The 26,843-nt window shown below is 65.8% G+C and carries 31 protein-coding genes; 16 read left to right on the forward strand and 15 right to left on the reverse strand.

The genetic code is table 11. The features are described from left to right. Positions 1-205: 205 nt before the first annotated feature. Entirely contained in the window at positions 206-532 is a 327-nt protein-coding gene (locus QCE48_RS01010; RefSeq protein WP_116560997.1) for a DUF1840 domain-containing protein, read from the forward strand. Positions 533-697: 165 nt separating this feature from the next. On the opposite strand, the gene QCE48_RS01015 is transcribed toward QCE48_RS01010, so the two are convergent. From QCE48_RS01015 to QCE48_RS01045, 7 genes are all read right to left on the reverse strand, one after another. After that, positions 698-895 (reverse strand): hypothetical protein, encoded by a 198-nt coding sequence (locus QCE48_RS01015; RefSeq protein ID WP_309786590.1) that lies wholly within the window; start codon positions 893-895, stop codon positions 698-700. Positions 896-1,049: 154 nt separating this feature from the next. Then, on the reverse strand, positions 1,050-3,848 hold the full coding sequence (gene metH / locus QCE48_RS01020; protein ID WP_309786589.1) for a methionine synthase: 2,799 nt from the start codon (positions 3,846-3,848) through the stop codon (positions 1,050-1,052). Next, positions 3,818-4,909, reverse strand: coding sequence for a homocysteine S-methyltransferase family protein (locus QCE48_RS01025; protein ID WP_309786588.1), 1,092 nt, complete (start codon positions 4,907-4,909; stop codon positions 3,818-3,820). The genes metH and QCE48_RS01025 overlap by 31 nt, the downstream gene beginning before the upstream one ends. 203 nt (positions 4,910-5,112) lie before the next feature. Continuing rightward, positions 5,113-5,370 (reverse strand): DUF3567 domain-containing protein, encoded by a 258-nt coding sequence (locus QCE48_RS01030; protein ID WP_062634911.1) that lies wholly within the window; start codon positions 5,368-5,370, stop codon positions 5,113-5,115. A 116-nt stretch (positions 5,371-5,486) separates the two neighbouring features. Continuing rightward, entirely contained in the window at positions 5,487-6,275 is a 789-nt protein-coding gene (locus QCE48_RS01035) for an alpha/beta fold hydrolase (protein WP_309786587.1), read from the reverse strand. 61 nt (positions 6,276-6,336) lie between these two features. Continuing rightward, positions 6,337-7,560, reverse strand: coding sequence for a DUF3108 domain-containing protein (locus tag QCE48_RS01040; RefSeq protein WP_309786586.1), 1,224 nt, complete (start codon positions 7,558-7,560; stop codon positions 6,337-6,339). 133 nt (positions 7,561-7,693) lie between these two features. Beyond that, a complete protein-coding gene (locus QCE48_RS01045; protein WP_404982989.1) occupies positions 7,694-8,533 on the reverse strand; it encodes an IclR family transcriptional regulator in 840 nt (279 codons plus the stop codon). A gap of 92 nt (positions 8,534-8,625) precedes the next feature. Here QCE48_RS01045 and QCE48_RS01050 point away from each other — a divergent pair, with 92 nt between their 5' ends. The 4 genes from QCE48_RS01050 to QCE48_RS01065 all read left to right on the forward strand — a co-directional run bounded on the left by QCE48_RS01050 (position 8,626) and on the right by QCE48_RS01065 (position 12,565). Next, positions 8,626-9,612 carry a fumarylacetoacetate hydrolase family protein gene (locus QCE48_RS01050; RefSeq protein ID WP_309786584.1) on the forward strand — a complete coding sequence of 329 codons (987 nt, stop codon included), beginning with the start codon at positions 8,626-8,628 and terminating at the stop codon, positions 9,610-9,612. Positions 9,613-9,769: 157 nt separating this feature from the next. Continuing rightward, positions 9,770-10,891, forward strand: a complete 1,122-nt coding sequence (locus QCE48_RS01055; protein ID WP_309788306.1) for an ABC transporter substrate-binding protein — start codon at positions 9,770-9,772, stop codon at positions 10,889-10,891. Positions 10,892-10,912: 21 nt separating this feature from the next. Beyond that, entirely contained in the window at positions 10,913-11,743 is an 831-nt protein-coding gene (locus tag QCE48_RS01060) for an enoyl-CoA hydratase/isomerase family protein (protein ID WP_309786583.1), read from the forward strand. A gap of 75 nt (positions 11,744-11,818) precedes the next feature. Then, positions 11,819-12,565: a PhaM family polyhydroxyalkanoate granule multifunctional regulatory protein gene (locus QCE48_RS01065; protein WP_309786582.1), complete on the forward strand. Its 747-nt coding sequence runs from the start codon at positions 11,819-11,821 to the stop codon at positions 12,563-12,565. A gap of 57 nt (positions 12,566-12,622) precedes the next feature. Here the strand turns inward: QCE48_RS01065 and QCE48_RS01070 are convergent, their stop codons facing one another. Next, positions 12,623-13,417, reverse strand: a complete 795-nt coding sequence (locus QCE48_RS01070) for a molybdopterin-dependent oxidoreductase (RefSeq protein ID WP_309786581.1) — start codon at positions 13,415-13,417, stop codon at positions 12,623-12,625. Between the two features lie 35 nt (positions 13,418-13,452). Beyond that, a complete protein-coding gene (locus QCE48_RS01075; protein ID WP_309786579.1) occupies positions 13,453-14,091 on the reverse strand; it encodes a cytochrome b/b6 domain-containing protein in 639 nt (212 codons plus the stop codon). 191 nt (positions 14,092-14,282) lie between these two features. On the opposite strand from QCE48_RS01075, the gene QCE48_RS01080 reads away from it, so the two are divergent. Next, positions 14,283-14,867: a sigma-70 family RNA polymerase sigma factor gene (locus QCE48_RS01080; RefSeq protein WP_309786578.1), complete on the forward strand. Its 585-nt coding sequence runs from the start codon at positions 14,283-14,285 to the stop codon at positions 14,865-14,867. Then, positions 14,867-15,067, forward strand: a complete 201-nt coding sequence (locus QCE48_RS01085) for a zf-HC2 domain-containing protein (protein WP_309786577.1) — start codon at positions 14,867-14,869, stop codon at positions 15,065-15,067. Before QCE48_RS01080 ends, QCE48_RS01085 begins: the two co-directional genes overlap by 1 nt. A 30-nt stretch (positions 15,068-15,097) precedes the next feature. Here the strand turns inward: QCE48_RS01085 and QCE48_RS01090 are convergent, their stop codons facing one another. From QCE48_RS01090 to QCE48_RS31795, 3 genes are read right to left on the reverse strand one after another with little or no spacing between them, the layout of a single operon-like run. Beyond that, the gene (locus QCE48_RS01090; RefSeq protein ID WP_309786576.1) at positions 15,098-15,457 is read right to left on the reverse strand and encodes a DUF1365 family protein; all 360 of its coding nucleotides are present in this window, start codon (positions 15,455-15,457) and stop codon (positions 15,098-15,100) included. Further along, entirely contained in the window at positions 15,454-15,891 is a 438-nt protein-coding gene (locus tag QCE48_RS01095; protein WP_309794057.1) for a hypothetical protein, read from the reverse strand. Before QCE48_RS01095 ends, QCE48_RS01090 begins: the two co-directional genes overlap by 4 nt. 1 nt (position 15,892) lies before the next feature. Next, positions 15,893-16,147: an NAD(P)-binding protein gene (locus tag QCE48_RS31795; RefSeq protein ID WP_404982985.1), complete on the reverse strand. Its 255-nt coding sequence runs from the start codon at positions 16,145-16,147 to the stop codon at positions 15,893-15,895. A 250-nt stretch (positions 16,148-16,397) separates the two neighbouring features. Between QCE48_RS31795 and QCE48_RS01105 the strand changes: the two genes are divergently transcribed. From QCE48_RS01105 to rfaE2, 3 genes are all read left to right on the forward strand, one after another. Further along, complete coding sequence (locus QCE48_RS01105; RefSeq protein WP_309786574.1) at positions 16,398-17,399, forward strand: MerR family transcriptional regulator; 1,002 nt, start codon at positions 16,398-16,400, stop codon at positions 17,397-17,399. Positions 17,400-17,856: 457 nt separating this feature from the next. Further along, complete coding sequence (locus QCE48_RS01110) at positions 17,857-18,729, forward strand: ferritin-like domain-containing protein (protein ID WP_309786573.1); 873 nt, start codon at positions 17,857-17,859, stop codon at positions 18,727-18,729. 114 nt (positions 18,730-18,843) lie between these two features. Continuing rightward, the gene (gene rfaE2 / locus QCE48_RS01115) at positions 18,844-19,323 is read left to right on the forward strand and encodes a D-glycero-beta-D-manno-heptose 1-phosphate adenylyltransferase (RefSeq protein WP_309786572.1); all 480 of its coding nucleotides are present in this window, start codon (positions 18,844-18,846) and stop codon (positions 19,321-19,323) included. Positions 19,324-19,340: 17 nt separating this feature from the next. On the opposite strand, the gene QCE48_RS01120 is transcribed toward rfaE2, so the two are convergent. The 3 genes from QCE48_RS01120 to QCE48_RS01130 are packed head-to-tail and all read right to left on the reverse strand — an operon-like array spanning position 19,341 to position 21,311. After that, the gene (locus QCE48_RS01120) at positions 19,341-19,580 is read right to left on the reverse strand and encodes a hypothetical protein (protein WP_309786570.1); all 240 of its coding nucleotides are present in this window, start codon (positions 19,578-19,580) and stop codon (positions 19,341-19,343) included. A 13-nt stretch (positions 19,581-19,593) separates the two neighbouring features. Beyond that, entirely contained in the window at positions 19,594-20,400 is an 807-nt protein-coding gene (locus QCE48_RS01125; protein WP_309786569.1) for a type III pantothenate kinase, read from the reverse strand. After that, on the reverse strand, positions 20,397-21,311 hold the full coding sequence (locus QCE48_RS01130) for a biotin--[acetyl-CoA-carboxylase] ligase (RefSeq protein ID WP_309786568.1): 915 nt from the start codon (positions 21,309-21,311) through the stop codon (positions 20,397-20,399). Before QCE48_RS01130 ends, QCE48_RS01125 begins: the two co-directional genes overlap by 4 nt. Positions 21,312-21,455: 144 nt before the next feature. On the opposite strand from QCE48_RS01130, the gene QCE48_RS01135 reads away from it, so the two are divergent. From QCE48_RS01135 to QCE48_RS01160, 6 genes are all read left to right on the forward strand, one after another. Beyond that, entirely contained in the window at positions 21,456-22,583 is a 1,128-nt protein-coding gene (locus QCE48_RS01135) for an ABC transporter permease (RefSeq protein WP_087629234.1), read from the forward strand. Beyond that, positions 22,583-23,458 (forward strand): ABC transporter ATP-binding protein, encoded by an 876-nt coding sequence (locus QCE48_RS01140; protein WP_087629235.1) that lies wholly within the window; start codon positions 22,583-22,585, stop codon positions 23,456-23,458. The genes QCE48_RS01135 and QCE48_RS01140 overlap by 1 nt, the downstream gene beginning before the upstream one ends. 58 nt (positions 23,459-23,516) lie before the next feature. Next, complete coding sequence (locus tag QCE48_RS01145; protein ID WP_309786567.1) at positions 23,517-24,476, forward strand: MlaD family protein; 960 nt, start codon at positions 23,517-23,519, stop codon at positions 24,474-24,476. A gap of 152 nt (positions 24,477-24,628) precedes the next feature. Beyond that, the gene (locus QCE48_RS01150) at positions 24,629-25,258 is read left to right on the forward strand and encodes an ABC-type transport auxiliary lipoprotein family protein (protein WP_404983329.1); all 630 of its coding nucleotides are present in this window, start codon (positions 24,629-24,631) and stop codon (positions 25,256-25,258) included. A gap of 49 nt (positions 25,259-25,307) precedes the next feature. Further along, the gene (locus tag QCE48_RS01155; protein WP_309786566.1) at positions 25,308-26,483 is read left to right on the forward strand and encodes a VanZ family protein; all 1,176 of its coding nucleotides are present in this window, start codon (positions 25,308-25,310) and stop codon (positions 26,481-26,483) included. 29 nt (positions 26,484-26,512) lie between these two features. Then, positions 26,513-26,842, forward strand: a complete 330-nt coding sequence (locus tag QCE48_RS01160) for a (2Fe-2S) ferredoxin domain-containing protein (RefSeq protein ID WP_309786565.1) — start codon at positions 26,513-26,515, stop codon at positions 26,840-26,842. Position 26,843: the final 1 nt, after the last annotated feature.

Here is a 26,843-nt window from a genome sequence, read left to right on the forward strand (position 1 = left end):
TCGCGCGCTCCACACGTTGCGACGATTCCGATTGCCCCGGATGTCGAAACCGGATTTTAGCAGGTGCTAATATGTCGAATCAGGGTCGCTGTCAGGGAAACACTCAGGGAAACAGTCGGGGAAACCCACGCTTCGCGGCACATGCGTCCGATCCGCCGCCGACGCGTTTCGCTAACAACCCAAACATAAGGAAAAGGACCTTGCCATGCTGATCACTTTCAAAACCAGTGCTGCGCCCGACGTGATGATGCTCGAAAACCTGGCGGAATATCTGCTCGGCATCATCGGCAAACATCTGAGCGAGCGCGGGGTCATCACTCATGACGAGCTGCCTGCCGCGATCCAGAAGCTGGAAGCCGCCGTGGTCGTCGACAAGAAGGAACGTGCCGAGCACGACGGACATTTTCACGAAGGCGAAGAAGGCCACGAGCCGCATGAAATCCCGATCGGCCTCGCGCAGCGCGCCTATCCGTTTCTCGACATGCTGCGCCTCGCGCAGAAAGCCAACACCGACATTCTGTGGGGCGTCTGACACGCGGCGGCGCGTCTGCCGGATTAAGGAAGCGCTGAATACCGCCCGGCCGTGCGCGGCGCAGACAAAAAAACCCGCATCGGCGACGATGCGGGTTTTTTCTTGGCTACTTGATGACTGCGTGCTTCATGCGTGACGGGGAATCGCAATGCCCGGTGTCCTGCGTTACTGCGTCTGACCGTTCGTATCCGCCGCGGGCGCGCTCGCGCCTTTCTTCGCCTTGGGTTTTTTCGGCTTCTTCTTGTGTTCGGTCACCGGCGGGGAGTACGACGACACGCTGCTCGCCGGCTGCGCGAACGCAGCGGAGCCGGAGGTGAACAGGATGGCTGCGGCAACGGCCAAAACGGGCGTCAGCTTCTTCATGCGGCATTCTCCGTGACAAAGATATGCGTGACCGTCGCCATGACGGACATTCGCAACGCCAAGTCTACGGAAATAAAAAAGTTCTGGCCGTGCCGCGCGTTGTTTTTCCGTATCACGCGGCGCGTATGTTCGTGAGGCGTTTAATCGCGCGTTTTCAAAGCAGCGGCGCGAGCGCGCGTTCGGCGTCCGTCTTCGACAGCGCCATGCGTTGCGCGAAACTGTCCACCTGATCGCCGCCAATCTTGCCGACCGAAAAGTACGTGCTGTCAGGATGCGCCAGATAGAAGCCCGACACGCTCGCGGCCGGCAGCATCGCGAGCGATTCGGTCACGCTCATGCCGATCTCGCCCGCTTGCAGCACCTCGAACATGTCTTTCTTGACGAGGTGGTCCGGGCAGGCCGGATAACCCGGCGCCGGGCGGATGCCGCGGTATTTCTCGGCGATCAGCGCCGCGTTGTCGAGCGTCTCGCCGGCCGCGTAGCCCCACAGTTCGCGGCGCACGCGCGCGTGCAGCGCTTCGGCGAACGCCTCGGCGAAGCGGTCGGCCAGCGCCTTCAGCATGATCGCGCTGTAGTCGTCGTGATCGGCTTCGAACTGCTGTTCCTTCTTGTCGACGCCGAGACCCGCCGTCACCGCGAACAGGCCGATGTAGTCAGCCACGCCCGATTCCTTCGGCGCGATGAAGTCGGCAAGCGAGCGGTTCGGGCGCATCACGCCGTCGACGACCGGCCGCACGCTCTGCTGGCGCAGGTTGCGCCATGTCAGCGCGACTTTCGTGCGCGATTCGTCCGTATAGATTTCGATGTCGTCGTCGTTCACGGTGTTGGCGGGCAAGAGCGAAATGACGCCGTTCGCCGTGAGCCAGCGGCCCTGGATGATGCGCGAGAGCATCGACTTGCCGTCGGAGAACACGCGCCGCGCCGACTCGCCGACGATCTCGTCGTTCAGGATCGCCGGATACGGGCCCGCCAGATCCCAGGTCTGGAAGAACGGCGCCCAGTCGATGTAGTTCGCGAGTTCCGCCAGATCGTAGTTCCTGAAGACGCGCCGGCCGATGAATGTCGGCTTCTTCGGCGTGTAGCTCGCCCAGTCGATCTTCGTCTTGTTCGCGCGCGCCTCGGCGTAGCTCACCATCGGCTGCGCCTTCCTGTTCGCGTGCTGCGTGCGGATGCGGTCGTAGTCGGTCTTCAGGTCGTCGAGATACTTCGCCGCGCCTTCGTCCGACAAGAGGCTCGACGCCACCGAAACGGACCGCGACGCGTCCGGCACGTAGACCACCGGCCCGTCGTAATGCGGCGCGATCTTGACGGCCGTGTGCACGCGCGACGTGGTCGCGCCGCCGATCAAGAGCGGTGTCTGCTTGCCGCGGAAGTAGTCGTCGCGCTGCATTTCGGACGCGACGTAGGCCATCTCTTCGAGACTCGGCGTGATGAGCCCCGACAGTCCGATGATGTCCGCGCCTTCTTCCTTCGCCTTTTGCAGGATGGTCGCGCAGGGCACCATCACGCCCATGTTGACCACTTCGAAGTTGTTGCACTGGAGTACCACCGACACGATGTTCTTGCCGATGTCGTGCACGTCGCCCTTCACGGTCGCGATCACGATCTTGCCTTTCGGGCGCACGTCGGCGCCGGCGTCGGCCATGCGCTTTTTCTCTTCCTCGATGTACGGAATCAGGTGCGCGACCGCCTGCTTCATCACGCGCGCCGACTTCACGACTTGCGGCAGGAACATCTTGCCCGCACCGAACAGGTCGCCGACGATGTTCATGCCGTCCATCAACGGTCCTTCGATCACGTTGATCGGACGGCCGCCGGCCTTCTCAATCTTCGCGCGCACTTCTTCCGTATCGTCGACGATGAAATTCGTGATGCCGTGCACGAGCGCATGCGAAAGGCGCGCCTCGACCGGCTGGTTGCGCCATTCGAGGTTCTCTTCCTTCTTCGCGGCGCCGGTCTTGAAGCGGTCGGCGGCTTCGAGCAGGCGGTCAGTGCCGTCAGCGCGACGGTTCAGCACCACGTCCTCAACGCGCTCGCGCAGTTCGGCATCGAGATCCTGATACACGCCCAGTTGCCCGGCGTTGACGATGCCCATGTCCATGCCGGCCTGGATCGCGTGATACAGGAACACGGTGTGGATCGCCTCGCGCACGGGATCGTTGCCGCGAAACGAGAACGACACGTTCGACACGCCGCCGCTCACCTTCGCATACGGCAGGTTCTGCTTGATCCAGCGCGTCGCGTTGATGAAATCGACGGCGTAGTTGTTGTGCTCCTCGATGCCGGTTGCGATCGCAAAGATGTTCGGATCGAAGATGATGTCCTCGGGCGGAAAGCCCACTTCGTTCACGAGGAAGTCATACGAGCGCTTGCAGATTTGCGTCTTGCGCTCGAAGGTGTCGGCCTGGCCCTGTTCGTCGAAGGCCATCACGACGGCCGCCGCGCCGTAGCGACGAATCAGCGTCGCGTGGTGGCGAAACGGCTCCTCGCCTTCCTTGAGCGAGATCGAGTTGACGATTGCCTTGCCCTGCACGCACTTGAGGCCGGCCTCGATCACCTCGAACTTCGACGAGTCGATCATGATCGGCACGCGCGCGATGTCCGGCTCCGACGCGATCAGATTCAGGAAGCGGACCATCGCCGCTTTCGAATCGAGCATCGCCTCGTCCATGTTGATGTCGATGATCTGCGCGCCGTTCTCGACCTGCTGGCGCGCGACGGCGAGCGCCTCGTCGAACTGGCCGTTGAGGATCATGCGCGCAAACGCCTTCGATCCCGTCACGTTGGTGCGCTCACCGACGTTGATGAAAAGAGAGCCGTCGGTGACGTTGAACGGTTCGAGGCCGGAAAGGCGCATCGTGTGATCGGTCATGGTGTGCTGTGCAGGTTGATTGTCGTTATCGGGCCGCGCGCTGTGCCAGATCAGGCTGCGTCGCGATAATGCGACGGCCATTGGCGCGGCTTCACGTCGGCGAGCGCCTTCGCGATCTCCGCAATATGCTCCGGCGTCGTCCCGCAGCAGCCGCCCGCGAGATTCACGAGCCCCGCCTGCGCGAACTCCTTCAGCAAGCCGGACGTCACATCGGGCGTTTCGTCGAAGCCCGTATCGCTCATCGGATTGGGCAGGCCCGCGTTGGGATAGCAGGACACATAGGTATCGCAGAGCTTCGCCAGTTCCGCGATATACGGGCGCATCAGCGCCGCGCCGAGCGCGCAGTTCAGGCCGAAGGTCAGCGGCCGCGCGTGACGCAGCGAATTCCAGAACGCCTCGACCGTCTGCCCCGACAGAATCCGTCCGGACGCGTCCGTGACCGTGCCCGAAATCATGATCGGCAGCAGTTCGCCGGTATCTTCGAACAACTGGTCCAGCGCGAAAAGCGCGGCCTTAGCGTTCAGCGTGTCGAAAATCGTCTCGACCAGAAAGAGATCGCAGCCCGCGTCGAGCAGCGCCTTCGCCTGCTCGTAGTAGGCGTCGCGCAACTCGTCGAAAGTCACGTTGCGCGCGCCCGGATCGTTCACATCGGGCGAGATGCTCGCGGTCTTCGGCGTCGGCCCGATCGCGCCCGCGACGAAGCGCGGCTTGTCCGGCGTCGAATATTTGTCGCACGCCTCGCGCGCGACCTTCACCGATTCGCGATTCATCTCGACGGCAAGTTCTTCCATGCCGTAGTCGGCCTGAGCGACGCGCGTCGCGCCGAAGGTGTTCGTTTCGACGATATCGGCGCCGGCCGCGAGGTACTGGTCGTGGATCTCGCGAATGACTTGCGGCTGCGTGATCGACAGCAACTCGTTGTTGCCCTTGATGTCGCGCGCGTAGTCCTTGAAGCGGCCGCCGCGATAGGCTGCCTCGTCGAGCTTGTAGCGCTGGATCATCGTGCCCATCGCGCCGTCGAGGATGAGAATGCGCTGTTGCAACAGCGCGGGCAGTGCCGCGCCGCGCGTGTATTCGCGGCGGGCTGCACGTATGGCGGCGGCCGGAGCGGCCGTGGCGGTTGAATTGGCGGTCTCGTTCATGACAGGCAAGGCTCGCACCAAGGTAGGAAATTAGCCTGACATTGTAGCCGCACGGCCGCGAGGCCGCCGCCGCGAGCGGCTCGCCGGGCAAGCCGCGCCCAACAGGCAAAAGCCCCGGCGCATTGCGCGCCGGGGCTTCGTGGGGGTGTCACCTATGGAGTCGATGCGGCTCTGGGCGCCGCACTCTTGACCGATTGGCCGCGTCAGTGAAGGATCACCGGCTGGTTCATCAGAACGTCGAACTGACCCAGGAACTCGTCGACATCTTCGAGCGACGGTTCTTCTTCGATCAACTTCTGGACATGTTCGCGAAACTTGGCCGCCAGCGCACCATCGATGAAGATTTCGCGCTGTGTGTTCTTGTCGACGATTTCGTATCCGCCGGCTTTCATCGCCAGATGGTTGTCCTGCGGCGGGAACTCCACAACACAATAGTTAGGGCTGTTGTAGATCATTTGCATGGCGACACTCCTTATTCCTGATTGCTCCTGGCATTCCTGCAGCATAAATGGAGCGCTTGGGTTGGAATTCAAGGGGTGGCCTCGACGTGTTGCCAGAAGCCCATCGAGGCTTTCTTTTAGACAGAACTGCGCAAAAATGTTCCGAGAAGCGCGGTAAATTGCGTGGAACTTTCGACCGGGGACAAATGCGCCGCTTCGAGTGTTTCAAAAAGCGCACCCGGCACGGTGTCGGCGATCAGCCTGGAGGCAGCATTCGGTGTGCCCGTATCGTGTTTTCCGGCCACGACGAGTGTGGGCTTCGCCACGGAACGCAGCTTTTCACGTACATCGAAATCGCGGATGGCCTCGGCGGCGCGTGCGAATCCGTCGGCTGGCGTGCGCAGGATGGTTTCGCGAATCTGTTCCACCACTTCGGGATGCCGCTGCCGGAAATCGGCGGTCAGCCATCGTTCCAAGGTGGCTTCGACGATACTCGCTGTGCCATTTTCGCGCACGGATGCCGCACGTTGCCCAAAAGTGGGACGTGCGTCCTCGGGCGTGAAGGCGGGCGCGCCGACGACGGTCAGGCTATCGACGAGCGACGCATGGTCGACGGCGAACTGCTGCGCGACCATGCCGCCGATCGACAAACCCACCACATGCGTGCTCGGTGCGCCGAGCTTGTGCAACAGTTCGGCGAGGTCGTCGGCAAGCTGTTCGATGCTGAATGCCCCGGGCGATACCGCCGTCTCGCCGTGGCCGCGCAGGTCGTAACGCAGCACGGTGAAATCGTTGCGGAAATAGCCGGCCTGCTGGTCCCACACGGACAGGTCGCCCGCCAGCTGATGGATGAAGGTCAGCCAGGGGCCGCCGCCTTCGTTGCTCAGCACATAACGCGTGTCGATACCGTTGATCGTCACCTGCATGTTGGCTCCGTAAAAATGCGGTTGCGGAACGCGCCCGTCCGACTTCCTGCTCCGGTCGTCGCTAGGGTTTCTCGGGCTGTAACGCCGTGGGCGCGGATTCGTCTGACGCATCTGGCGTGCCCGGACCGCTGGTTTCGACGCCATCGCGCGCCGGTGCGGCAGGCGGTTGCAGCTTGCCGCGCCATAGCAATTCCATCTGCAGGCCGTTCGGCTCGGTTTGCACGATGCGCGCCGGCAGCCAGCCGAGCGACGGCGCGAGCCATACGTCGATGCGCCGGCGATCGCCCTCGCGGCGCGGCAGTCGCGTGAAATGGCGCGCGCTCATCGCGCCGCCGCGCGCCTGCACGGTTTCATCGCCGATGGTTTCGAACGACCAGACCTCGTTGCTGTCGTTATCCGCGACGCTGAACTGGCGCGTGACGCCCGGCTTGTACTTGTCGGGCGCGCCGCGCACGAGGCTCGCGAGTTGCATGAAGACGCTGAAGCGGTCCTGCGCGCCATCGGCGAGCGGCTGACTCGCCGGCGTGCGCGTGTAGACGAGCTGTTTCGACTCGCGATTGAAGACCGTGACGTCGGCGGCGCGGCGGCCGCGCTGCTCGGAATACTGCTCGGGCGCGATGCCGAAGCCGTCGAGATGACCGTGGCTCGAATAGACGTAGGGGCCGACGAACGGGATCGGGATCGAAACGACCATCTCGTAGCGCTGGCCGTCGTTGATCCAGTGGATCGTGCCGGTCTGATTCATCACGCCGTTGACGAGCGTGTCGTAGCGCAGCTCGCCCGTTGGCGGGACGTCGAATTTGTCACCGGAGACGGAGGGCGCCGGTTTCGCGTTTGCAGCCGCATTCGCCGCCGCGTTCGCCGCCGATGCCGCCACGGCCAGCGACGCTGCCGCCGCGCTGGCTGCGCCAGGCGGAGCGGCGGGCTGCGCATTTGCGTCGTCGCGCGCGATGCTCAGTACGGGTGCTGCAGTTTTTGGTTGCGGCGCGGCGGGCGTCGGCGCCGGCTTCGGCGCGGCAGGCGGGGCGGGCGGCGGCGCCTGTTCGACCGGCTTGGGCGTGAGCAGCGCGACCTGCACGGGCACGTCCTCGGCGGGCGGCGGATTCGACGCGTTCCCATTGCGCCCGACCCAGCGCGCCGCACTCCAGTGCAACGCGACGACCGCGAGCAGCACCAGCGCCCAGCGGCCCCATCGGCGGGGCGGTCGGGAATCGGGCGGGCGGGGCGCGCCGTTCTGCGGCTCGCCATCGGCGGGACGCGTGCGGCGCAAGGGGAAAAGCGGCATCGGAACGGGCTTCGTGTGTGTGGCGAACGCGTGCAGAACGCGGAGAACAGGCCAAACGCTTATGACACGCCTCGCGAAAGCGACGTTCCGCGCTTTCATCGCGTTACGTTCGTCGTGTGAAGGGTGCTTGCGCTCAGCGTTCCTGCGCAGAATATCCCAGTTGATATGACAGTTCCGCCGCGCATGCACGCAGCGCGGAATCGATTTCGCCGCCCCAGCGCATATCGAACGCGCCTTCGTGTCCGAGCGCGATCAGCCCCAGCGCGAGATCGCCGTTCGAATCGAAGACGGGCGTGCAGAACGCGTGGATCGTCGGCAGCAACATGCCTTCGATGCGGGCCGCACCGTGTTCGCGCACCCCGGCGAGCAAAGGTTCGACGTCCGCCATCGTCTTGCGCGTCGCCGCGAGTTCGCGCTCGAGCAGCGCGTGGGTCTGGCTGCGCGGCAGATACGCGGCGAACAGCAGCCCGGTCGCCGACGAAAGCAGCGGCATCACGTCGCCGAGTTTCAGCGACGCCTTCGCCGGATAACTCGATTCCATCCAGTGCACGACGGTCGGCCCCTGATTGCCCCACACCGCGATGCCGACGGTCTGATCGAGCCGGTCGCGCAGTTCCGAGAGCGCGATGCGCGCGAGCTTCACGCCATCGACGCGCGCGAGCCGCGCAAGTCCCATCTGCAACGCGAAGCCGCCGAGTTCGTAGCGCCCCGACACCGGGTCCTGCGACGCGAGCCCGAGACGCTGGAAACTCACGAGGTAACGATGCGCCTTCGCCGGGCTCATGCCCGCACGCTGCGCGAGATCGCGCAGCATCATGGCGCGCGGTTCGTGGGTCAGGACATCGAGCAGCCGGAAGCCGACTTCGATCGACTGGATGCCGGAACGCGCCTTTTCTTCGCCGGCTTCGGTGGCGTCGGTGGCGTCGGAGGGGACGTCGGTTTCGTCGGCGGGTTGGGGGAATTTGGAGGACATGTGGATTTGGCGAGCGAGCGGCGTGCCCCGCCCCGGATTCACCATCGTAAAATAGATTTCCCTCATCGTCATCCCACACCACCAAGTCACCTATGAAACTTGCCACGCTGAAGGACGGCACGCGCGACGGTCAATTGATCGTCGTTTCGCGCGACCTGCGCACAGCGGCGATCGCGGATGCCATCGTCGGCACGCTGCAACGCGCGCTCGACGACTGGACCTTCTACGCGCCGCAACTGCTCGACCTCTACGAAGCGCTCAATCAGGGCCGCGCGCGCAACCCGTTTTCGTTCGATGCTAAGTCGTGCATGGCGCCGCTGCCGCGCGCGTTCCAGTGGGCCGACGGCTCCGCTTACGTGAATCACGTCGAACTCGTTCGCCGCGCGCGCGGTGCCGAGATGCCGCCCGAGTTCTGGACCGATCCGCTGATGTACCAGGGCGGCAGCGACGACTTCATCGGCCCGACGGACGACATCGTGTGCGCGTCGGAAGCGTTCGGCATCGACTTCGAGGCGGAAGTCGCGGTCATCACGAGCGACGTGCCGATGACCGCGAAGCCCGACGAAGCGCTCAGGCACGTGCGCCTCCTGATGCTCGTCAACGACGTCTCCTTGCGCAACCTGATTCCCGCCGAACTGGCGAAGGGCTTCGGGTTCTTCCAGAGCAAGCCGGCGACCGCGTTCTCACCGGTCGCCGTGACGCCCGACGAACTCGGCGACGCGTGGCGGGAAGGCCGCGTGCATCGCCCGATGACCGTGCACTGGAACGGCAAGAAGGTCGGCCAGCCCGATTGCGGCACCGACATGGTGTTCCACTTCGGCCAGCTGATCGCGCACGCGGCGAAAACCCGCAACGTGCGCGCGGGGTCGATCGTCGGCTCGGGCACGATCTCGAACAAGGACGCGAAGCGGGGCTATTGCTGTATCGCGGAGAAGCGGTGTCTCGAAACCATCGAGCACGGCGCGCCGCAGACCGAGTTCATGAAGTTCGGCGACAGCGTGAAGATCGACATGTTCGACGAAGCGGGCAAGTCGATTTTCGGCGCGATCGATCAGGCGGTCGTGGCCCTGCACGAGTGAGCCCGGCCGCGCGGCGCAACGGGTTTCGCCCGATGCGCCACGCCTGCCGGGCGCCTTACACTTGCCCGGCGGTTCGGGAATGCACGACAAAAATAACGGAGACTTCGAGATGCAGCGTTGGCGAACAGGTTTGAAACGGTGGGTGGTCGGTGTGTCGATGGCGATGTCGGCGGGCGCCTTCGCGCAGACGCCGCATGTGAAGATCGGGCTGGTGCTCTCGCTCACGGGCCCGGCGGCGTCGCTCGGCATTCCCGCGCGCGAGACGGCCGCGCTCTTGCCGAAGGAAATGGGCGGGCGTCCCGTCGACTACATCGTGCTCGACGATGCGTCCGACACTACGCAGGCCGTGCAGACCACGAAGAAGCTGATTTCCGAAGACCACGTCGACGCGATCATCGGCTCGTCGATCACGCCGAACTCGCTCGCGATGATCGACGTCGTGGCCGAAGGCGAGACGCCGATGATTTCGCTGGCGTCGTCGTCGAAGATCATCGAGCCTGTCGACGCCAAGCGCCACTGGGTATTCAAGACGCCGCAGACCGACGCGATGATGGCGTCCGCCATCGCCGAGCACGCGAGCAACCACGGCGTGAAGACGATGGCGTACATCGGCCAGGCCGACGCGCTCGGCGAGACCTTCTACGTCGAAGTCGCGAAATTCGCCCAACTGCACAAGATCGCGATGGTCGCGAACGAGCGCTTCAACCGCACCGATCCGAGCGTAACCGGCCAAATTCTCAAGATTCTCGCGGCCAAGCCGGATGCGGTCGTCGTCGGCGCGGCGGGCACGCCAGCGGCGCTGCCGCCGAAGACGCTCGCGCTGCGCGGCTACAAGGGCAAGATCTACCATAACCACGGCACCGGCAACCGCGACTTCCTGCGCGTGTGCGGCGCCGACTGCAACGGCACGTTCCTGCCGACGAGCCCGGTGCTCGTCGCTTCGCAGTTGCCCGACGATCATCCGGCGAAACGCCTCGCGCTCGCGTACATCAAGCTGTACGAGGCGCAGCACGGCGCGGGCTCGGTGTCGGCGTTCGGCTCTTATACGTGGGACGCGGGCATGCTGCTGGAACGCGCGATGCCGCTCGCGATGAAGGCGGGCGCGCCCGGCACGCCGGAGTTTCGCCGTGCGCTGCGCGACGCGCTCGAAGGCACGAAAAATTTCGCCGATACCAACGGCCTCGTGAACATGTCGGCGACCGATCACATCGGGCTCGATCAGCGCGCGCGCGTGATGGTCGAGATCAGCGACGGCAAGTGGGTGTATCAGCCGCGTTGACCGCCTTTGCAAGGAAGCGCCATGAGCGATGATCTCTCTTTTTACGCGCAGTACACGTCGCTGAAGTTGCGGCGCCATCCGCACGGCGTGCTCGAAGTCGTGATGAGCGGCGCGGGCACGAACAAGAGCGGCCTCGCCACCGCCGACGCCAACATGCACCGCGAACTCGCGGACATCTGGCGCGACATCGACCGCGATCCGGACACCCGCGTCGCGTTGATCCGCGGCGAGGGCAAAGGCTTCTCGGCGGGCGGCGATCTCGATCTCGTCGAGGCGATGGCGTCGGACTTCGACGTGCGCACGCGGGTTTGGCGCGAGGCGCGCGATCTCGTCTATAACGTGATCAACTGCAGCAAGCCGATCGTCTCCGCGATGCATGGGCCGGCCGTCGGCGCGGGGCTGGTCGCGGGATTGCTCGCCGACATCTCGATCGCCACGAAGACGGCGCGCATCATCGACGGTCATACGCGGCTCGGCGTCGCGGCGGGCGATCATGCGGCGATCGTGTGGCCGCTTTTGTGCGGCATGGCGAAGGCGAAGTATTACCTGCTGCTGTGCGAGCCGGTGAGCGGCGAGGAAGCGGAGCGCATCGGCCTCGTCTCGCTCGCGGTGGACGAGAGCGAACTGATGCCAAAGGCGATCGAAGTGGCGAACCGGCTCGCGGCCGGCTCGCAGACCGCGATCCGCTGGACCAAGTACGCGCTGAACAACTGGCTGCGCTCGGCGGGCCCGACATTCGACGCGTCGCTCGCGCTCGAATTCATGGGCTTTGCCGGTCCCGACGTGCAGGAAGGCATGCGCTCGCTGCGCGAGCGGCGTGCGCCCGATTTCCCGGGCGGCTCGCCGTTCTGAACTTCAACAGGATCATCGCGCGATGCGCGGCGTGACACTTTTCGCGCGCCGCATCGCTTATCGAAGGAGATTCGCATGACCGATTCATCCGGCGGCACGCCGCCCTTTGGCGCCTTTTCCGGCATTCCGGGCTTTTCACAGACCGACATGATGGGAAAGATGTGGGAACTGATGCGCCTGAATCCCTTCACGGCCGCGGCGATGCCAGGCGGCGCGCAGGGCGTCGGTCCGTCGCTGTCGATGATGTCCGACATGCTCGCGCCGCTCTCGAACATCGAGGAACTCGACAAGCGCGTGACCGACATGCGCGCCATCGAGCAATGGCTCAAGCTCAACCTGAACATGCTGCAATCGGCGATTCAGGCGCTCGAAGTGCAGCGCGCCACGCTCGCGACGCTGCGCGCGTTCGGCGCGTATGCGCAGTCCTCGGTGGAGAAGTCGCAGGCGCCCGCGCCCGCCGAGCGGCCGAAGGCATCCGGCTGGCCGATGACCGGCGCGACCGCGAAGACCGAAGCGCCGAAACCGGCGCCCGCGCCCGAAGCGTCGAAAGACGAGAAGCCGGAGAGCGAAGGCGCGAGCGAAACGGCGTTCGATCCTTCGGGATGGTGGAACCTGCTGCAGACGCAATTCAATCAGCTTGCGGGCATCGCGATGGCGCAGGCCGCGCAGGCGGCACAAGCCGTGACGCCGGCGGCTTCGGCTGCATCGGATGAGAAGGACGAGCGTCCGGAAGCACCGTCCGGCGCGTCCGATGCCGATGCCGATGCCGCAGCGAAAAAGGCGCCCGCAAAGAAGGCGCCGCCGCGCAAGAAATCCGAGTGAAGGCGGCTGCGGTCCGGGGAACGGCAGACGCGCAGCGCACGATGGGCGTCTCGCCGGTCACGAGCCGCCGAACCAGTTGTATCCCTGATCGACCCAGTAGCCGCCAGGAAACGTATTGGTGACGAAGATCTCCATCACGTGCTTCGGGTTCTTGTAGCCGAGCTTGGTCGGCATGCGCAGCTTCATCGGGAATCCGTATTTCGCGGGCAGCGTTGCGCCGTCGTAGGTGAACGTGAGCAGCGTCTGCGGATGCAGCGCGGTCGCCATGTCGATGCTTTCGTAGTAGTCGTCGGCGCATCTGAAGCCGATGTATTTCGCGCTCGTGTCGGCGCCCACGCGTTTCAGGAACTCGGAAAACGGCGTGCCGCCCCATCGTCCGATGGCGCTCCATCCTTCCACGCAGATGTGCCGCGTGATCTGCTCCGCGTGCGGCAGCGCGTAGAGTTCGGGCAGCGACCATGCGCGCTTGTCCGCCACGAGCCCGCTCACCTTCAGGCGAAAGTCCTCGCCATCGACTTCGGGCGCATCTTCCACGCCGTAGAACGCGTTGAATGGAAACGGCCGCGTGAGTTCGGCGTGCGTGTAGGTCGGCGCGAGCCGGGTCGGATCGTAGAGCCACGCCTGCACGCCGTCGTTCAGACGCGAGACGCGCGTGAGGAAGGTCTCGACCGACTTGTTGTCGGAGATGCCGCAGCCGGTGAGCATCGCGAGGCCGCCGAGCGACAGCAGTTGCTTGCCGAAGAGGCGTCGCGCGGGCATGTCGAGTTCGCGACGCGCGTCGATCAGGAGCGACTCGCGGTCGATGCCGGGCGCGATCGACGTCTCTTTGCGGCGAGGTTTGGAGGATGTCATCTTCCGTTCTCCAGCTCTTTTAAAGGCGCGAGCGGTCAGCGGCCGCGGATCATCGTGAGAAGCGAGCGCGGCACGAGCGCGACCATCGCCACATGCACGACGATGAACGCCACCAGCAGCGACATCGCGACGAAGTGCACGATGCGCGCGCTGTCGTAACCGCCCATCAAGTCGCGCAGGTGCGGAAACTGCACCGACTTCCAGATGACGAGACCCGACAGCACGAGCACGACGAGATCGACGATCGCGAAGAGGTACGCGAACTTCTGCACCGCGTTGTAGCGGGCAAGGTCGTCGTGGGCGAGATGGCCCGTCAGCGCGAGCCGCAGGTCGCGGAAAATCGCGCCCGGCGACACCGGCAGCAGCTTCTGAAAGAGACGGCCGGTGGCGAGGTTCATCGCGAGGTAGAAGAGGCCGTTGAAGAACAGCAGCCACATCGCCGCGAAGTGCCATTGCAGCGCGCCGCCGAGCCAGCCGCCGAGCGTGATGCCGGTGGGAATCGTGAAGCCCTTGAATATCGGCGATGCGTCGTAGATGCGCCAGCCCGACAGAATCATCAGGATGACGGCAATGGCGTTGAGCCAGTGCGAGATGCGCAGCCAGACCGGCTGAATGACGGCGGCGCGCGCGGGCGAGCCGCCGGGAATGGCTGCATGCGAGTGTTGCGCGGTCATTTTTGTTTCCTTTAAGCTGTGCGTCGTTCTGCGATTGCCCGGCAGGATGGTTCGATGAGGATTAGTCGTCGGGCGGGGCGGCGTATTACATCGCCGGGCAAGATTTTTTCGCTGCCGGCGAGCCGCGACGCATCCCCGGCCCGGTCCACCGGCGCGGCCATGTGCGACTTCCGTCAGAATCTTTTCCATCCATGAGCGAATTTCCCTCGTCCCGGTTTCAGCCCGATCTCGCGCGGCTGCGCGAGCGGCTGCTGCGCTTTGCCGTGCTGCAACTGCGCGACCGCACGGAGGCGGAGGACGCGGTTCAGGAAGCGATGCTCGCGTCGATGGCGCGCATCGGCGACTTTCGCGGTCAGGCGCAGTTCAGCACGTGGGTGTTCGCGATCCTCAAGAACAAGATAGTCGATACGTTTCGCTTACGGGCGCGTAATCTTTCCACCCCTACTTACGACGAAGAGATACCGGCGGATGCGTTCGACGCGCTCTTCGACGAGCACGATCACTGGAAGAAGAACGAACGTCCGTCGGCGTGGGGCGATCCGGAGGCGACGCTCGCGCAGACCCAGTTCTGGACCGTGTTCGAACTCTGCCTGACGAATCTCCCGCCCGCGACAGCGCGCGTCTTCATGATGCGAGAGTTCCTCGACGTGTCGGTGGACGACGTCTGCGTCGAGCTCGCCATCACGAAGACGAATTGCGGCGTGATCCTGCATCGCGCGAAGATGGCGTTGCGGCTCTGCCTGCAGAATCGATGGTTCGACGAGAAAGGTGCCTGATGCTGACCTGCAAGGAAGCGACGCAATTGATGTCGAACGACATGGACCATCGCACGACGCTTCACGAGCGCAACCAGCTTCGTCTGCATCTGATTACATGCAGCGGCTGCCGCAACTACCGGCGCGATCTGCACATGCTGCGGCGCGCGTGCCGGGGGCTCGCCGCGCGTTCCGTCGGCGGCGAGTCTTCCGGCGACTGAAGCGTTACGCGTGCACGTGCGTGAACTGGATCACGTCGGTATCCGCATGCGCGAACGCCGCGGCGCAGTAGCACAGATAAAAATCCCACAAGCGAATGTACCGTGCACACGGAGAAGCGGCCCGTTCGCGTCGCCGCAGTCGATGCGCACGAGCGTACGCCACGGCCGGCCTTCGGTCGCCCGCGCAAAGAGAAAGCGAAACGTGTGGTGCCCTTCGACCTCGCAGATCGGCGATACGTGGAACACCTTGCGGGCCGTGAGCGGCATGCCGTTCGCGATCGGACGGCCGGTGTCGGGCAGGTAGGCATGACGTTCACCGAACGTGTTGCTCACTTCGCACAGCACGGCGCGCAGTGCGCCATCGGCGCGCTCGCACAGCCAGAAGCTCACAGGGTTGAAGACGTAGCCGAGCACGCGCGGGAAGGCGCAGATGGATCTCGCCGTCCGCGTGACGGTCCTCCAGCGCGGACGGTCCGCGATCCGCACGAGCCGTGGTTGTGGCAAAAGCGCACGAGCGTGCCGACCGGAAACGCAAGCATTTGGGCGACTGGGCACGACCAGATCGCGCCTATCATCGGCAGGAGATACCACTCGTGGAATGCATCGGAGAGACGCTCGCGCGCGAAAAAGTGGCCGAGCGCCCGAGCGGCTCGGCGGGCGCATTGCCGCCGCGTTGCAGCGCGAGCGCCGTTAAGGCGCGCGACGTCCGAGAGCACGCGCAGGAACGCGGGCCGCAGCAGGTTGCGGCGCTGCGCGAAGATCGTGTTCAGGTACGTCCCGGCCCATTCGGGCGGCGGTTTGCCGAGCGAGACGGAGAACGACATGTCAGTTTCGGTCGTCGGAACGTCGAGTTCCTCGAAGAGCGCGACGAGTTTCGGATACGTGTTCGTGTGTGAACACGAGAGCGCCGATGTCCACGGCACGCGCGATGGCGCCGAGCGTGATGTCCACGGTATCGGCGTGGCCGCCGAAGGTTTCGCTGGCCTTGAAGAGCGTCGTTTCGACCGCAGTATCGCTTTGCGCGCGCCGCCACGCGCACGACAGCCCCGAAATTCCGCCTCCGATGACAGCATCTCGCATGGCAACTCCGTGGTTCGAACGGCGTGCGGCTCGCCAGAGGTGGCCGCGCTGCCTGCTTTGGGCCGCGGCCTTTCAACTTAGGCAGCGGATGCCGACGCGGAGCAGGTGGACAAACGACCTATGTTTGTCCATGATGATTACGAAAAATCGCCTATCATGGGAGCACGGATCTGACGTTACAGGCCTTTCGCGATAAGGATTTAAGCGCAGACTGCAACCGTGCAACATTATCGACTGGAACATTTTGTCCATGACAAACTTACCGGAAATCGACTCAGGGCGAGAGCCGACGGACGGCGACAACGACACGAATGAGGCGGTCGTGCCGCGCGCGGGGATCGGGATCGGGATCGGGGCGATCGCGCATGAAATCGGGCTGACGAAGGACACGCTGCGTGTCTGGGAGCGGCGTTATGGTTTCCCGCGCCCGATGCGCTCGCCGGGCGGCGAACGCCTCTACCCGCAGGAACAGGTGACGAAGCTGCGGCTGGTCAAGCGGCTGCTCGATGCGGGACACCGGCCGAGCAAGGTGCTCGTGCAGTCGATCGAGATGCTGCAGCAACTCGCTCAGGACTCGGGCGTCGGCCAGGATGCGCCGGACGTGGAACTCGACCGGCTGGTCCGCATGCTGCGCGACGGCGCCTACGACGACTTCCGTTTCGAGCTGCTCAAACGCGCGACCCGCGAAGGTCTCGAGCGTTTCGTGCTCGACATCGCGGCGCCGCTGTCGGCGCGGGTCGGCAACGCGTGGGCGGCGGGCACGCTCCAGGTCTATCACGAGCACCTGTTCAGCGAGGCGATGCAAGTGACGCTGCGCACGCTGCTGCGGCCGCTCTCCGACGCGCTGCGCGGGCGCGGCGGCCGGCCGCGCATGCTGCTCACCACGCTCACCGGCGAGAGCCACGGACTCGGCATCCTGATGGCCGAGGCGATCTTTTCGCTCAGCGAATGCGAATGCATGGGCCTCGGCACGCAGACGCCGTTGCACGACATCGTCGATGCCGTGCATGCACACAAGCTCGATATCGTCGCGCTGTCGTTCTCCGCGTCGATGCCGGCTCAGGCGGTGACGAGCGGGCTCGCCGAGTTGCGCAACCTGTTGCCGGCGGAGGTCGGTATTTGGGTCGGCGGCAGCAGTCCCGTGTTGCGCCGCAAGTTGCCGGAAGGCGTGGAACACGTGCCAGGACTGACGCCGATCGACGAGGCAGTCGCGGCCTGGAGACAGGCCGCCACGCAGGCGGCCGTGCTATAGTCGGCGGACATATTTTTGCAATTCGGCGAGCGATCTTCGAGCTCGTCCGGCGGCGCCCACGCTACCAGAAGGGCGCCCGGAGCACGCCACGCGCTCGCACTCGGAGCGGGCGAACGCAAGGCTGTCATGATCGGCGGGCACGCTGACCGGGCGGCGTCGGCTCCATTCATACCCCAGGCACAGGTTTAGCTCCTCACCCAGGTAGACAAAAAACGCAAGCGCGCCAGCCGAATGCGGCGTCGCTACAACAGGCAAGCACGGGCAAAACGTCGCAGCGGATTGCGGCGGGCGCTTATTGCCGTTTTATCGCGTCTGTGCGCCTGTTTCCCGCGTAAAATTGAAAGCTTGGTTGTTCGGCGCGACGTGGCACGCCGCAAGGCAAAGTTGTCCATGCGCGCCGGGCCGAAAGTAACTACAGACAGAATCTCGCACTAAGCGGCAGATCAGGGGTGGACCTATGAACACCATGCTTTATCCGGAACTTTATAAATCGCTGGAATCGGTTCGTTGGGATATGGAGAAAGATATCCCCTGGGACAAGTTCGATGCATCGCTGCTGACGGACGAGCAGGCGAAGACCATCAAGATGAACGCGATCACCGAATGGTCCGCACTTCCCGCAACCGAAATGTTCCTGCGCGACAACCATCATGACAGCGATTTCTCCGCGTTCATGAGCGTGTGGTTCTTCGAGGAACAAAAGCACTCGCTCGTGCTGATGGAGTATCTGCGCCGCTTCAAGCCGGAGATGGTGCCGACGGAAGAAGAACTGCACGCCGTGCGGTTCGAATTCGATCCGGCGCCGCCGCTCGAAACGCTGATGCTGCACTTTTGCGGCGAAATTCGCCTGAATCACTGGTATCGCCGTGCCGCCGAATGGCACACCGAGCCGGTCATCAAGGCCATCTACGAAACCATTTCCCGCGACGAAGCGCGTCACGGCGGCGCGTATCTGCGTTACATGAAGAAGGCGATGGCGACCGCCGGCGATACCGCGCGCGCGGCATTCGCGAAGATCGGCGTGCTGATGGCGTCGGCGCGGCGCACGGAAAAGCCGCTGCATCCGACGAACCTGCACGTCAATCAGGCGCTCTTCCCGCGCGACACGATCCAGTCGCGCCTGCCCGACCCGGAATGGCTCGAACGCTGGCTCGACGACCAGATCCGCTTCGACGACAGCTGGGAAAAGAAGGTTGTCGAACGAATCCTGCACAACCTGTCGATCCTGTTCGAGCGCTCGTTCGCGACCGCGCAGGAACTGAACCGCTATCGCAAGGAAGTGGTGCAGCGCCTGCAGGCGGCGCCGGGTTCGGCGGAGCAGCCGGCCTGAAGGCTCGCGTCGTGCGATCGCGATGAATCGACAGCCCGCCGGGTTCGCCCGGCGGGCTGTTTCATTTGGGCGCCGTGGCAAAATCCTTCTCTTCCGATAGAACCGACCACCGCCATGCCCGCCATTTTCGAACGCAAGATCACCACGCGCGATGCACTCGCCGCGCTCCGCCCGAGCCTCGCCGGCCCGGTCGTGTTCACCAACGGCGTCTTCGACATCCTGCATCGCGGCCACGTCACGTATCTGGCCGACGCGAAGGCGCTCGGCGCGACGCTCATCGTCGGCGTGAACAGCGATGCCTCCGTGCGCACGCTCGGCAAGGGCGACGATCGCCCGATCAATCGCGAAGACGACCGCATGGCGCTGCTGGCGGCGCTGGAAAGCGTCGACTGGGTGGTGAAGTTCGGGGAATCGACGCCGCTTCAGCTGATCGAAGCGCTGCGCCCGGACGTGCTCGTGAAGGGCGGCGATTACGACATGGACACGCTCGCCGAATCGGCGGCGGTGCGCAGCTGGGGCGGCCGCGCGCTCGCGATCGCGTTCGAGCACGACCGCTCGACGACCGCGCTGCTCAAGAAGGTCCGCGCGCAGTAACGGAGTGCGCGGCGCGCTTACTTCCCGAGCGGCGTCGACTGCACGGGCGCGGAGGGCGCCGGACCGCCGACCACCGGCTGATCGCCGGCGTCTTCGGGTCTGAGCGGACGCACCGCCAGCGAGTCCGGCCGCACCTGCTGCAACAGATGATGCGGCTCGCGCCCGCCCGCCGAGGGCAGCGGGCCGAACGCGCCGCGCGCGACGGCGAACATCAGCAGATTGGCGATGATGAGAATGGCGACGAGCCAGCGCAGCATGTCGGATGCTCCGTCAGGAAAGGTTGCGTGCGGCGGCGTCGCGGGCGATCAGCGCGAGTCCGGCCAGCACGAGTGAATCGTGGCGAGTATGCGACACGTCGAGCGCGCCGGCGATCTCGCTCGCGGCACCGCCGCCGAGCACGAGCCGCACGTCGCTCTGCCAGTCCGCGCGCAGGTCCTGCCACGCGCGCTCGATCAGCCCGGCCTGCGCGAGCAGGCATCCCGACGAAAGCGCTGCGCGCGTGTCGGTCGCGAAGACGCTGCGGGCCTTCAAAGGCTCGTGGTCGAGCGCGCGGCGCGCGGCCGCGGTGTCGAGCGTCGGCAGCTGCGCAGTGTGCGTGCCGAGCGAATGCATCATCAGCGACCAGCCCGGCGCGATCAGGCCGCCCGTGAACGTGCCGTCGGCGCGCAGGGCTTCGAGCGTCGTCGCGGTGCCGAAGGTCGCGATCAGCAGGTTTTCGCCGGGAAACGCGGCATGTGCGCCGATCAGGCCGCACCAGCGGTCGCTGCCGAGCGACGCGAATTCGGCATAGCCGTTCGTCACGCCGCACTGGCGCGCCTTGGCGCGCACCGTCGTGCGCACGAGGCCCGGCCAGCGGGCGTCGAGCATCGCGTCGATGCGCTTTGCCGCCGGTTCTCCCGCCACATTCGATATCCACGCGTCGCGCGGCAGCGGCACGGCGGCCCAGTCGGGCTGCGCGTCATGATCGAGCGCGCCGCTCGCGAGCGCGGCGCCGTTCCCGTCGATCAGCGACCATTTGATCCGGCTGTTGCCCGCGTCGATCAAAAGCCGCGCCGTTTCATCGGCCATGCCGCTCATGGACGCGATTCCGTGAGCCGCAGGCTGACGTCGCCCGTCGCGGCCGTGCGCAGGCCTTCGGGCGTGTCGATCTGCAACTGGCCACGATCGTCGACGCCCGCCGCGATGCCGCGCGCCACTTCCACGCCCTGTTCGAGCAGCACGACTTCGCGGCCCGCATACGCGTGCGCCGCGAGCCACGACGCTCGGAACGGCCGGAAACCTTCGGCGGAAAAGCGCGTGAGCGTGGCGTCGAGTGCGTTCAGGAGCGCAGCGAGCGTGTCGGTGAGATTGGCGTTCGGCCACGCCCGCGACAGCGACGCCGGCGCATTGCCCGGCGCCGGCACGGCGGCGCTGCCCTGGCGGTTGGCTTCGTCGACCTGTGCGGCGAGTTCCGCCGCGCCGTGCAGATTGATGCCGATGCCGATCACGACCGCCGTCGCCTGCGGCGTGCTCCACGCGGTTTCGATCAGGATGCCGGCGAGCTTGCCGTCGTCGATCAATACGTCGTTCGGCCACTTCAGCGCGAGCCGCGCGGACGCCGAGAGCGGCAGGCGCGACAGTGCGTCGAGCACGCCCGTGCCGACGGCGAGACTCAGCCCGGCGAGGCCCTCGATCGGGCGCGCGATCACGCACGCAATCGAAAGGAGCAGCGCGTTGCCCGGCTCCGCGACCCACGGACGGCCGCGCCGTCCGCGCCCGGCCGTCTGCGAATACGCGACGCGCACGAGCGGTTCCAGCCCGCTCTGGCCGGCCGACGGATCGCGCGGGCGTTGCTTCACGCGCGCCATCAGGTCGGCGTTGGTGGAGCCGGTTTCATCGACGATCTCGACGGGCCAGTCGCGCACCGGCCGCGCGAGGAGCGTCGCGAGCCGCTCGCGGTCGATGCGCCAGGCGGCGTCGAGCGGAAAAGGCGAGTGTGGAGAGTTCATGATTCGCATTGTAGCCGCGCGCGCGGCCGTCCGAACGCCAGTCGGCGCGGCCGCCCGAGGCCGGTGCGGCCGCGTCGATAGGCTCATTTCGAACATAAAGCTTCGTTACAATGTGTGCTCCCTTTCCGCCGAGCGATTCGATCCTTGAACTTCGACACTCCGCCCCGCCTGCGAGTGGAAGCCGGTCAGCAGGGCAAGGTGGTCCGGCTCTCCGGCCAGTGGACGGCGCTCGCGCTCGCGCGCGACCGCGCGAAGAGCGGCGTGACGCGGCGGCTGCGCGCGATCGGCCGCGAATCGATCCGCAACTGGGACCTGCTCGCGATCGAACGGCTCGACCACGTCGGCGGACAGGCGCTGTGGCGCATCTGGGGGCGGCGCATGCCGGAAACGGTCGCGCTCTCGGACACGCAGCGCGAGATTTTCGAGCGCGTCGCGCTGCTCGACGCCGAGCGCGAGGAACCGGAAGCCGTCGATCGCACCGATCCCGTCACGCGCTTCGGCCTTCTGCTGTTCTCGTTTTTCGAGCATCTGTACGGCGGCCTCGCGATGTTCGGCACCTTCGTGATCGACCTGATCGGCCTCGTGCGGCGTCCGAAACGCATCCCGTGGACGGAAATCTCCGCCAATGTCTATAGCGCCGGCACGCAGGCGCTCGCGATCACCGCGCTCGTCGCGTTCCTGATCGGCATCGTATTGAGTTATTTGTCCGCGCAGCAATTGCGCGTGTTCGGCGCGAACCAGTACATCGTGAATATTCTCGGGCTCTCCGTGATTCGCGAACTCGGGCCGGTGCTGTCGGCCATTCTGGTCGCGGGACGCTCGGGTTCCGCGATCACCGCGCAGATCGGCGTGATGCGCGTGACCGAGGAACTCGACGCGATGCAGGTGATGGGCATCCCGCACGGCCTGCGCCTCGTCTTGCCGCGCGTGATCGCGCTCGGCATCGCGATGCCGCTGCTCGTCATGTGGACCAACATCATCGCGCTGTCGGGCGGCGCGCTCGCGGCGAAACTCGTGCTGTCCATCGACGTGTCGTTCTTCGTGCGCTCGCTGCCGAGCGTCGTGCCGATCGCGAACCTGTGGATCGGACTTGGCAAGGGCGTCGTGTTCGGCATGCTGATCGCGCTCGCCGCGTGCCATTTCGGGTTTCGCATCAAGCCGAATTCGGAGAGCCTCGGCGAAGGCACGACCACGTCGGTCGTCACCTCGATCACCATCGTGATTCTCGCGGACGCCGTGTTCGCGATCCTGTTCCAGAACGTGGGCCTCTGATGTCGACCACTCTCGCCACTGCCGTGCGCCACCAGCCGCCGCCCGTCATCGCGGAGCCGGTGATCGAGTGCGAGGACGTCACGAAGCGCTACGGGCGCACGGTGATCCACGAACATCTGAACCTCGAGGTGCGGCGCGGCGAGATCGTCGCGCTCCTCGGCGGCTCGGGCTCGGGCAAGACGACGCTCGTGAGGCAGATACTCGGCCTCGAATCGCCGACCTCGGGCCGTATCCGCGTGCTCGGCGAGGAATGGGCGAGCATGGACGAAGAAACCGCGCGCATGCTGCGCACGCGCTCCGGGATGATGTTCCAGCAGGGCGCGCTGTTCTCGTCGCTGTCGGTGTACGACAACATCGCGCAGCCGTTTCGCGAACTCGGCAAGATTCCCGAGGATCTGATCCGCGAATTCGTGATGCTGAAACTGGAGATGGTCGGGCTGTCGTGCAAGCACGCGAGCAAGATGCCGTCGGCGCTGTCGGGCGGGATGGTGAAGCGCGTCGGCATCGCGCGGGCGATCGCGCTCGAACCGGAACTGCTGTTTCTCGACGAACCGACCGCCGGCCTCGATCCGAAGGCGTCCGACGAATTCGTCGACCTGATCGCGACGCTGCATCGCGCGCTCGGGCTGACGGTCATCATGGTCACGCACGATCTCGACACGATGGTCGCGCTCTCGACACGGGTCGCGGTGCTCGCCGAGCGGCGCGTGCTGGTCGCGGCGCCGGTGGAGGAAGCGGTGGCGGTCGATCATCCGTTCATCCGCGAATATTTCCTCGGCCGGCGCGGGCGGCGCGCGTTGCAGGCGCTGCCGTCCGAGCGGCGCGCGCGGCTTCCGGCCGTCGCGCTGGAGGAAGCGCCGCTCGGCCTGAAGTGATGCGGCAAGCGCGGTAAGGGCTCATCCAAGAGCGAGTAGGAAGAAAAGGAACCTGTCGATGGAAAACAAATCCCATGCGTTCTGGGCTGGCCTCTTCACCATCGTCCTCGTGGCGGCGATCGCGTTCGCGGCGTTCTTCTTCAACGTCGACCGCACGGTGCGCGTGCCCTACGACCTGATCGCGCGCACCAACGTGACCGGCCTCTTCACCGATGCCGCCGTGCGTTATCGCGGCTTGGGCGTCGGCAAGGTGGAGTCGATCCGCTTCGACCGCGCGCATCCGGGACAGATCAGGATCCGCATTCAGGTCGACAAGAACGCGCCGATGACCCATTCCACCTACGCGACGCTCGGTTTCCAGGGCGTGACCGGCATCGCGTTCGTGCAACTCGACGATACGGGCAAGGACACGCGCGACCTGCCTTCGTCGGTGAAGGAAGTGGCCGAGGTGCCGATGCGCCCGGGCATCTTCGACCAGCTCCAGCAGCGCGGCGACGTGATCCTGCGCAAATTCGAGCGCCTTGCCGACGACGCGGACAAGTTCCTCGCCGACGACGTCCGCGACCAGCTGATGGCGACGACGAAAAGCCTGAAGGGCGCGGCGGACGGCATCGCGACGCTCGCGAGCCAGGTCGGGCCGGCGACCGCGCGCCTGCCGCAGACGCTCAACCGGCTCGACAACGCGCTCGCGTCGACCAACACACTGATCCAGAGCCTGAACCGGCCGGACGGGCCGTTCGTGTCGAACCTGAACAAGGCGGGGACGGCGGCGGAGCAGGCGGGCGTCGCGCTCGCCGACATGAACGATTCGCTGCGCGAGCTGTCTGCGCGAGTCGGCTACGAGACGCTGCCGCGCGTGAATTCCTTCGCCGACGACGTCAGCAGCGCCGCGCGCTCGATCGACCGCGCCGCCGATACCTTCAGCACGAATCCGCGCAGCGTGCTGTTCGGCGCCCCCGCGCAGGCGCCCGGGCCGGGCGAGCCGGGCTTCACGTGGCCGGCGAAAGCGGGGCAATGAGCCGTAAATGAAAGCCGAAAGCGGTGGATTGGCGGGCGTATCGAGGCGTGTTCGTCGGTTTGCCTTAAAATTTGGCGCGCTAAAGTCTGACGCTTGACGTTTTTTTGCATCGAATCCGAGGAACTGTGATGCCACCCATGAATTTCGACGCGATGCGGACTCTTCGCTCGCTGCCGCGGCGCTGCGGTTTTCCCCTTGTCCTCGCCGCGTTTGCCGCGGCGGCGCTGTCCGGCTGCGCGTCGGGGCCGCCCGCGGCGGTTTCGAATATCCGCTACGACCTCGGCGCGCCGCCCGCGTTGGGCACGCCCGGCAACATGCCGCCGATGAAGGTGGTCGGCGTGGCCGCGCCGCGCGATCTCGATTCCGACGCGTTCGTCTATCGCCTGCAATACGCCGACGCGCAACGCACCGGCGTCTATTCGAACAGCCACTGGACGATGCCGCCCGCGCAACTGCTGACGCAGCGCCTGCGCTCGGCGCTGTCGGCGCGCGGCCCCGTGCTGACGGGCGCCGACACCGTGCGCGCGCCGCTGCTCGAAGTCGAACTGACCGGCTTCGAGCAAGTGTTCGACGCGCCCAACGAAAGTCACGGGCTCGTGTCGGTGCGCGCGACGCTCTCGCAACAGGGCCGCGTGATCGGCCAGCGCACGTTCATGGCGCGCGCGCCCGCGAGCACCGGCGACGCCGCCGGCGGCGCACAGGCGCTCGCCGCCGCCGCCGACGAACTCATCGCGCAGATGACCACCTGGCTCGGCGTGCAGCCGCTCGTCGCTTCGCAATGACGCACGGGCCCAGCGCCGCCGGCCGGCGCGCGCCCCGCACGGGCGGCCGATGACCACAAAGCAGTGGCAGCGCCGCCCGTCGGCCTTCGCGCGACAGGCGCTCGCCGTGTACGCGGCGCTCGTGGTGTACGGATCGCTGTATCCGTTTTCCGGCTGGCGCTCGCTCGGCCTCGCGCCGTTCGCGTTTCTCACCGATCCGCTTCCGCAATACGTGACGGCGTTCGACGTCGTGACGAACGTGCTCGGCTACATGCCGCTCGGCGCGCTCGTCGTGCTTGCGCTGTATCCGCGCTGGCGCGGCGCGGCTGCGGTCGCGGCCGCGTTCGCGGGCGGCGCGCTGCTTTCCGGCGCGATGGAATCGATCCAGACGTATTTGCCGACGCGCGTCGCGTCGAATCTCGATCTCGCGGCGAATGCGCTCGGCGCGCTGATCGGTGGCGTGCTGACGGCGCCCGCGACCAGCATGCTGCTCGATCGCGGCGTGTTGCGGCGAATCCGCTTCACGTGGTTCGAGCGCGACGCCGCCTACGTGCTCGGTCTGTCGGCGCTCTGGCCGTTCGCGACGCTCTTTCCCGCGCCCTATCTGTTCGCGCTCGGCGACCTGCCTCATGTGCTCTGGGACGGCCTCGATCCGTCGATGCAGGACGCGATCCTCGCGTGGACGCCCGCCGCGTGGGACATCGGCGGCTGGCTCGACGACTTCGCCGGCCTCCTGCCCGACGATTCGTGGGAAGCGCTGATCACGTCGTGCAACCTCTTCGCCGCGCTCGTGCTCGCGACGCTGTACAGCCGCGAGCGCGCGCCGCGCATGCGGCTGATGCTCGCGCTCCTCACGCTGACGCTCGGCGCGAAGGCGGGCGCGTCGTTCCTGCAATCGCGCGCGGGTCTCACGTTCGACTGGGCGACCGACGGCGCGCTCGAAGGCATCGCGATCGGCACGCTCGCCGCGATGGTCTCGCTCGCGCTGCCGCGCGCGCTGCGCGCGGCGCTCGCGGGCGCCGCGCTGGTGATCGCGCTCGCGCTGGTGAACGTGCTGCCGGTGAATCCCTACTTCGATATCGTGCTCGCCGACTGGCGGCAGGGGCGCTACCTGCACTTCAATGGCCTCGCGCACTGGCTTGCCTGGGTGTGGCCTTATGCGGCGCTCGGCTGGCTCGCATCGGTCGCGGAGCGCGCCTGGCTTGCGCGGCGGCGGCGCGGCGGCGATCGGGATCGCTCGCTATAATCGACCGACACTCTTTCACGCCGACGCTCATGGATTCCTTCTACAAGTATCACGTCTTCTTCTGCCTGAACCAGCGCGAGCCGGACGCGTCGCGCCCGAGCTGCGCGAACTGCAACGCACAGGCCATGCAGGAATACGCGAAAAAGCGCGTGAAGAAGCTGGGGCTCGCGGGCGACGGCCGTGTGCGCATCAACAAGGCGGGGTGTCTGGACCGTTGCGAGCTGGGGCCGGTCGTCGTCGTGTATCCGGAAGGGACGTGGTACACCTACATCGACGAAACCGATATCGACGAGATCGTCGATTCGCATCTCGCGAACGGCAAGATCGTCGAGCGGCTTCTCATCGACCAACCGGCCTGAC

The sequence above is a fragment of the Caballeronia sp. LZ024 genome (genome assembly GCF_031451455.1).
In the GTDB taxonomy this organism is placed as follows: domain Bacteria; phylum Pseudomonadota; class Gammaproteobacteria; order Burkholderiales; family Burkholderiaceae; genus Caballeronia; species Caballeronia telluris.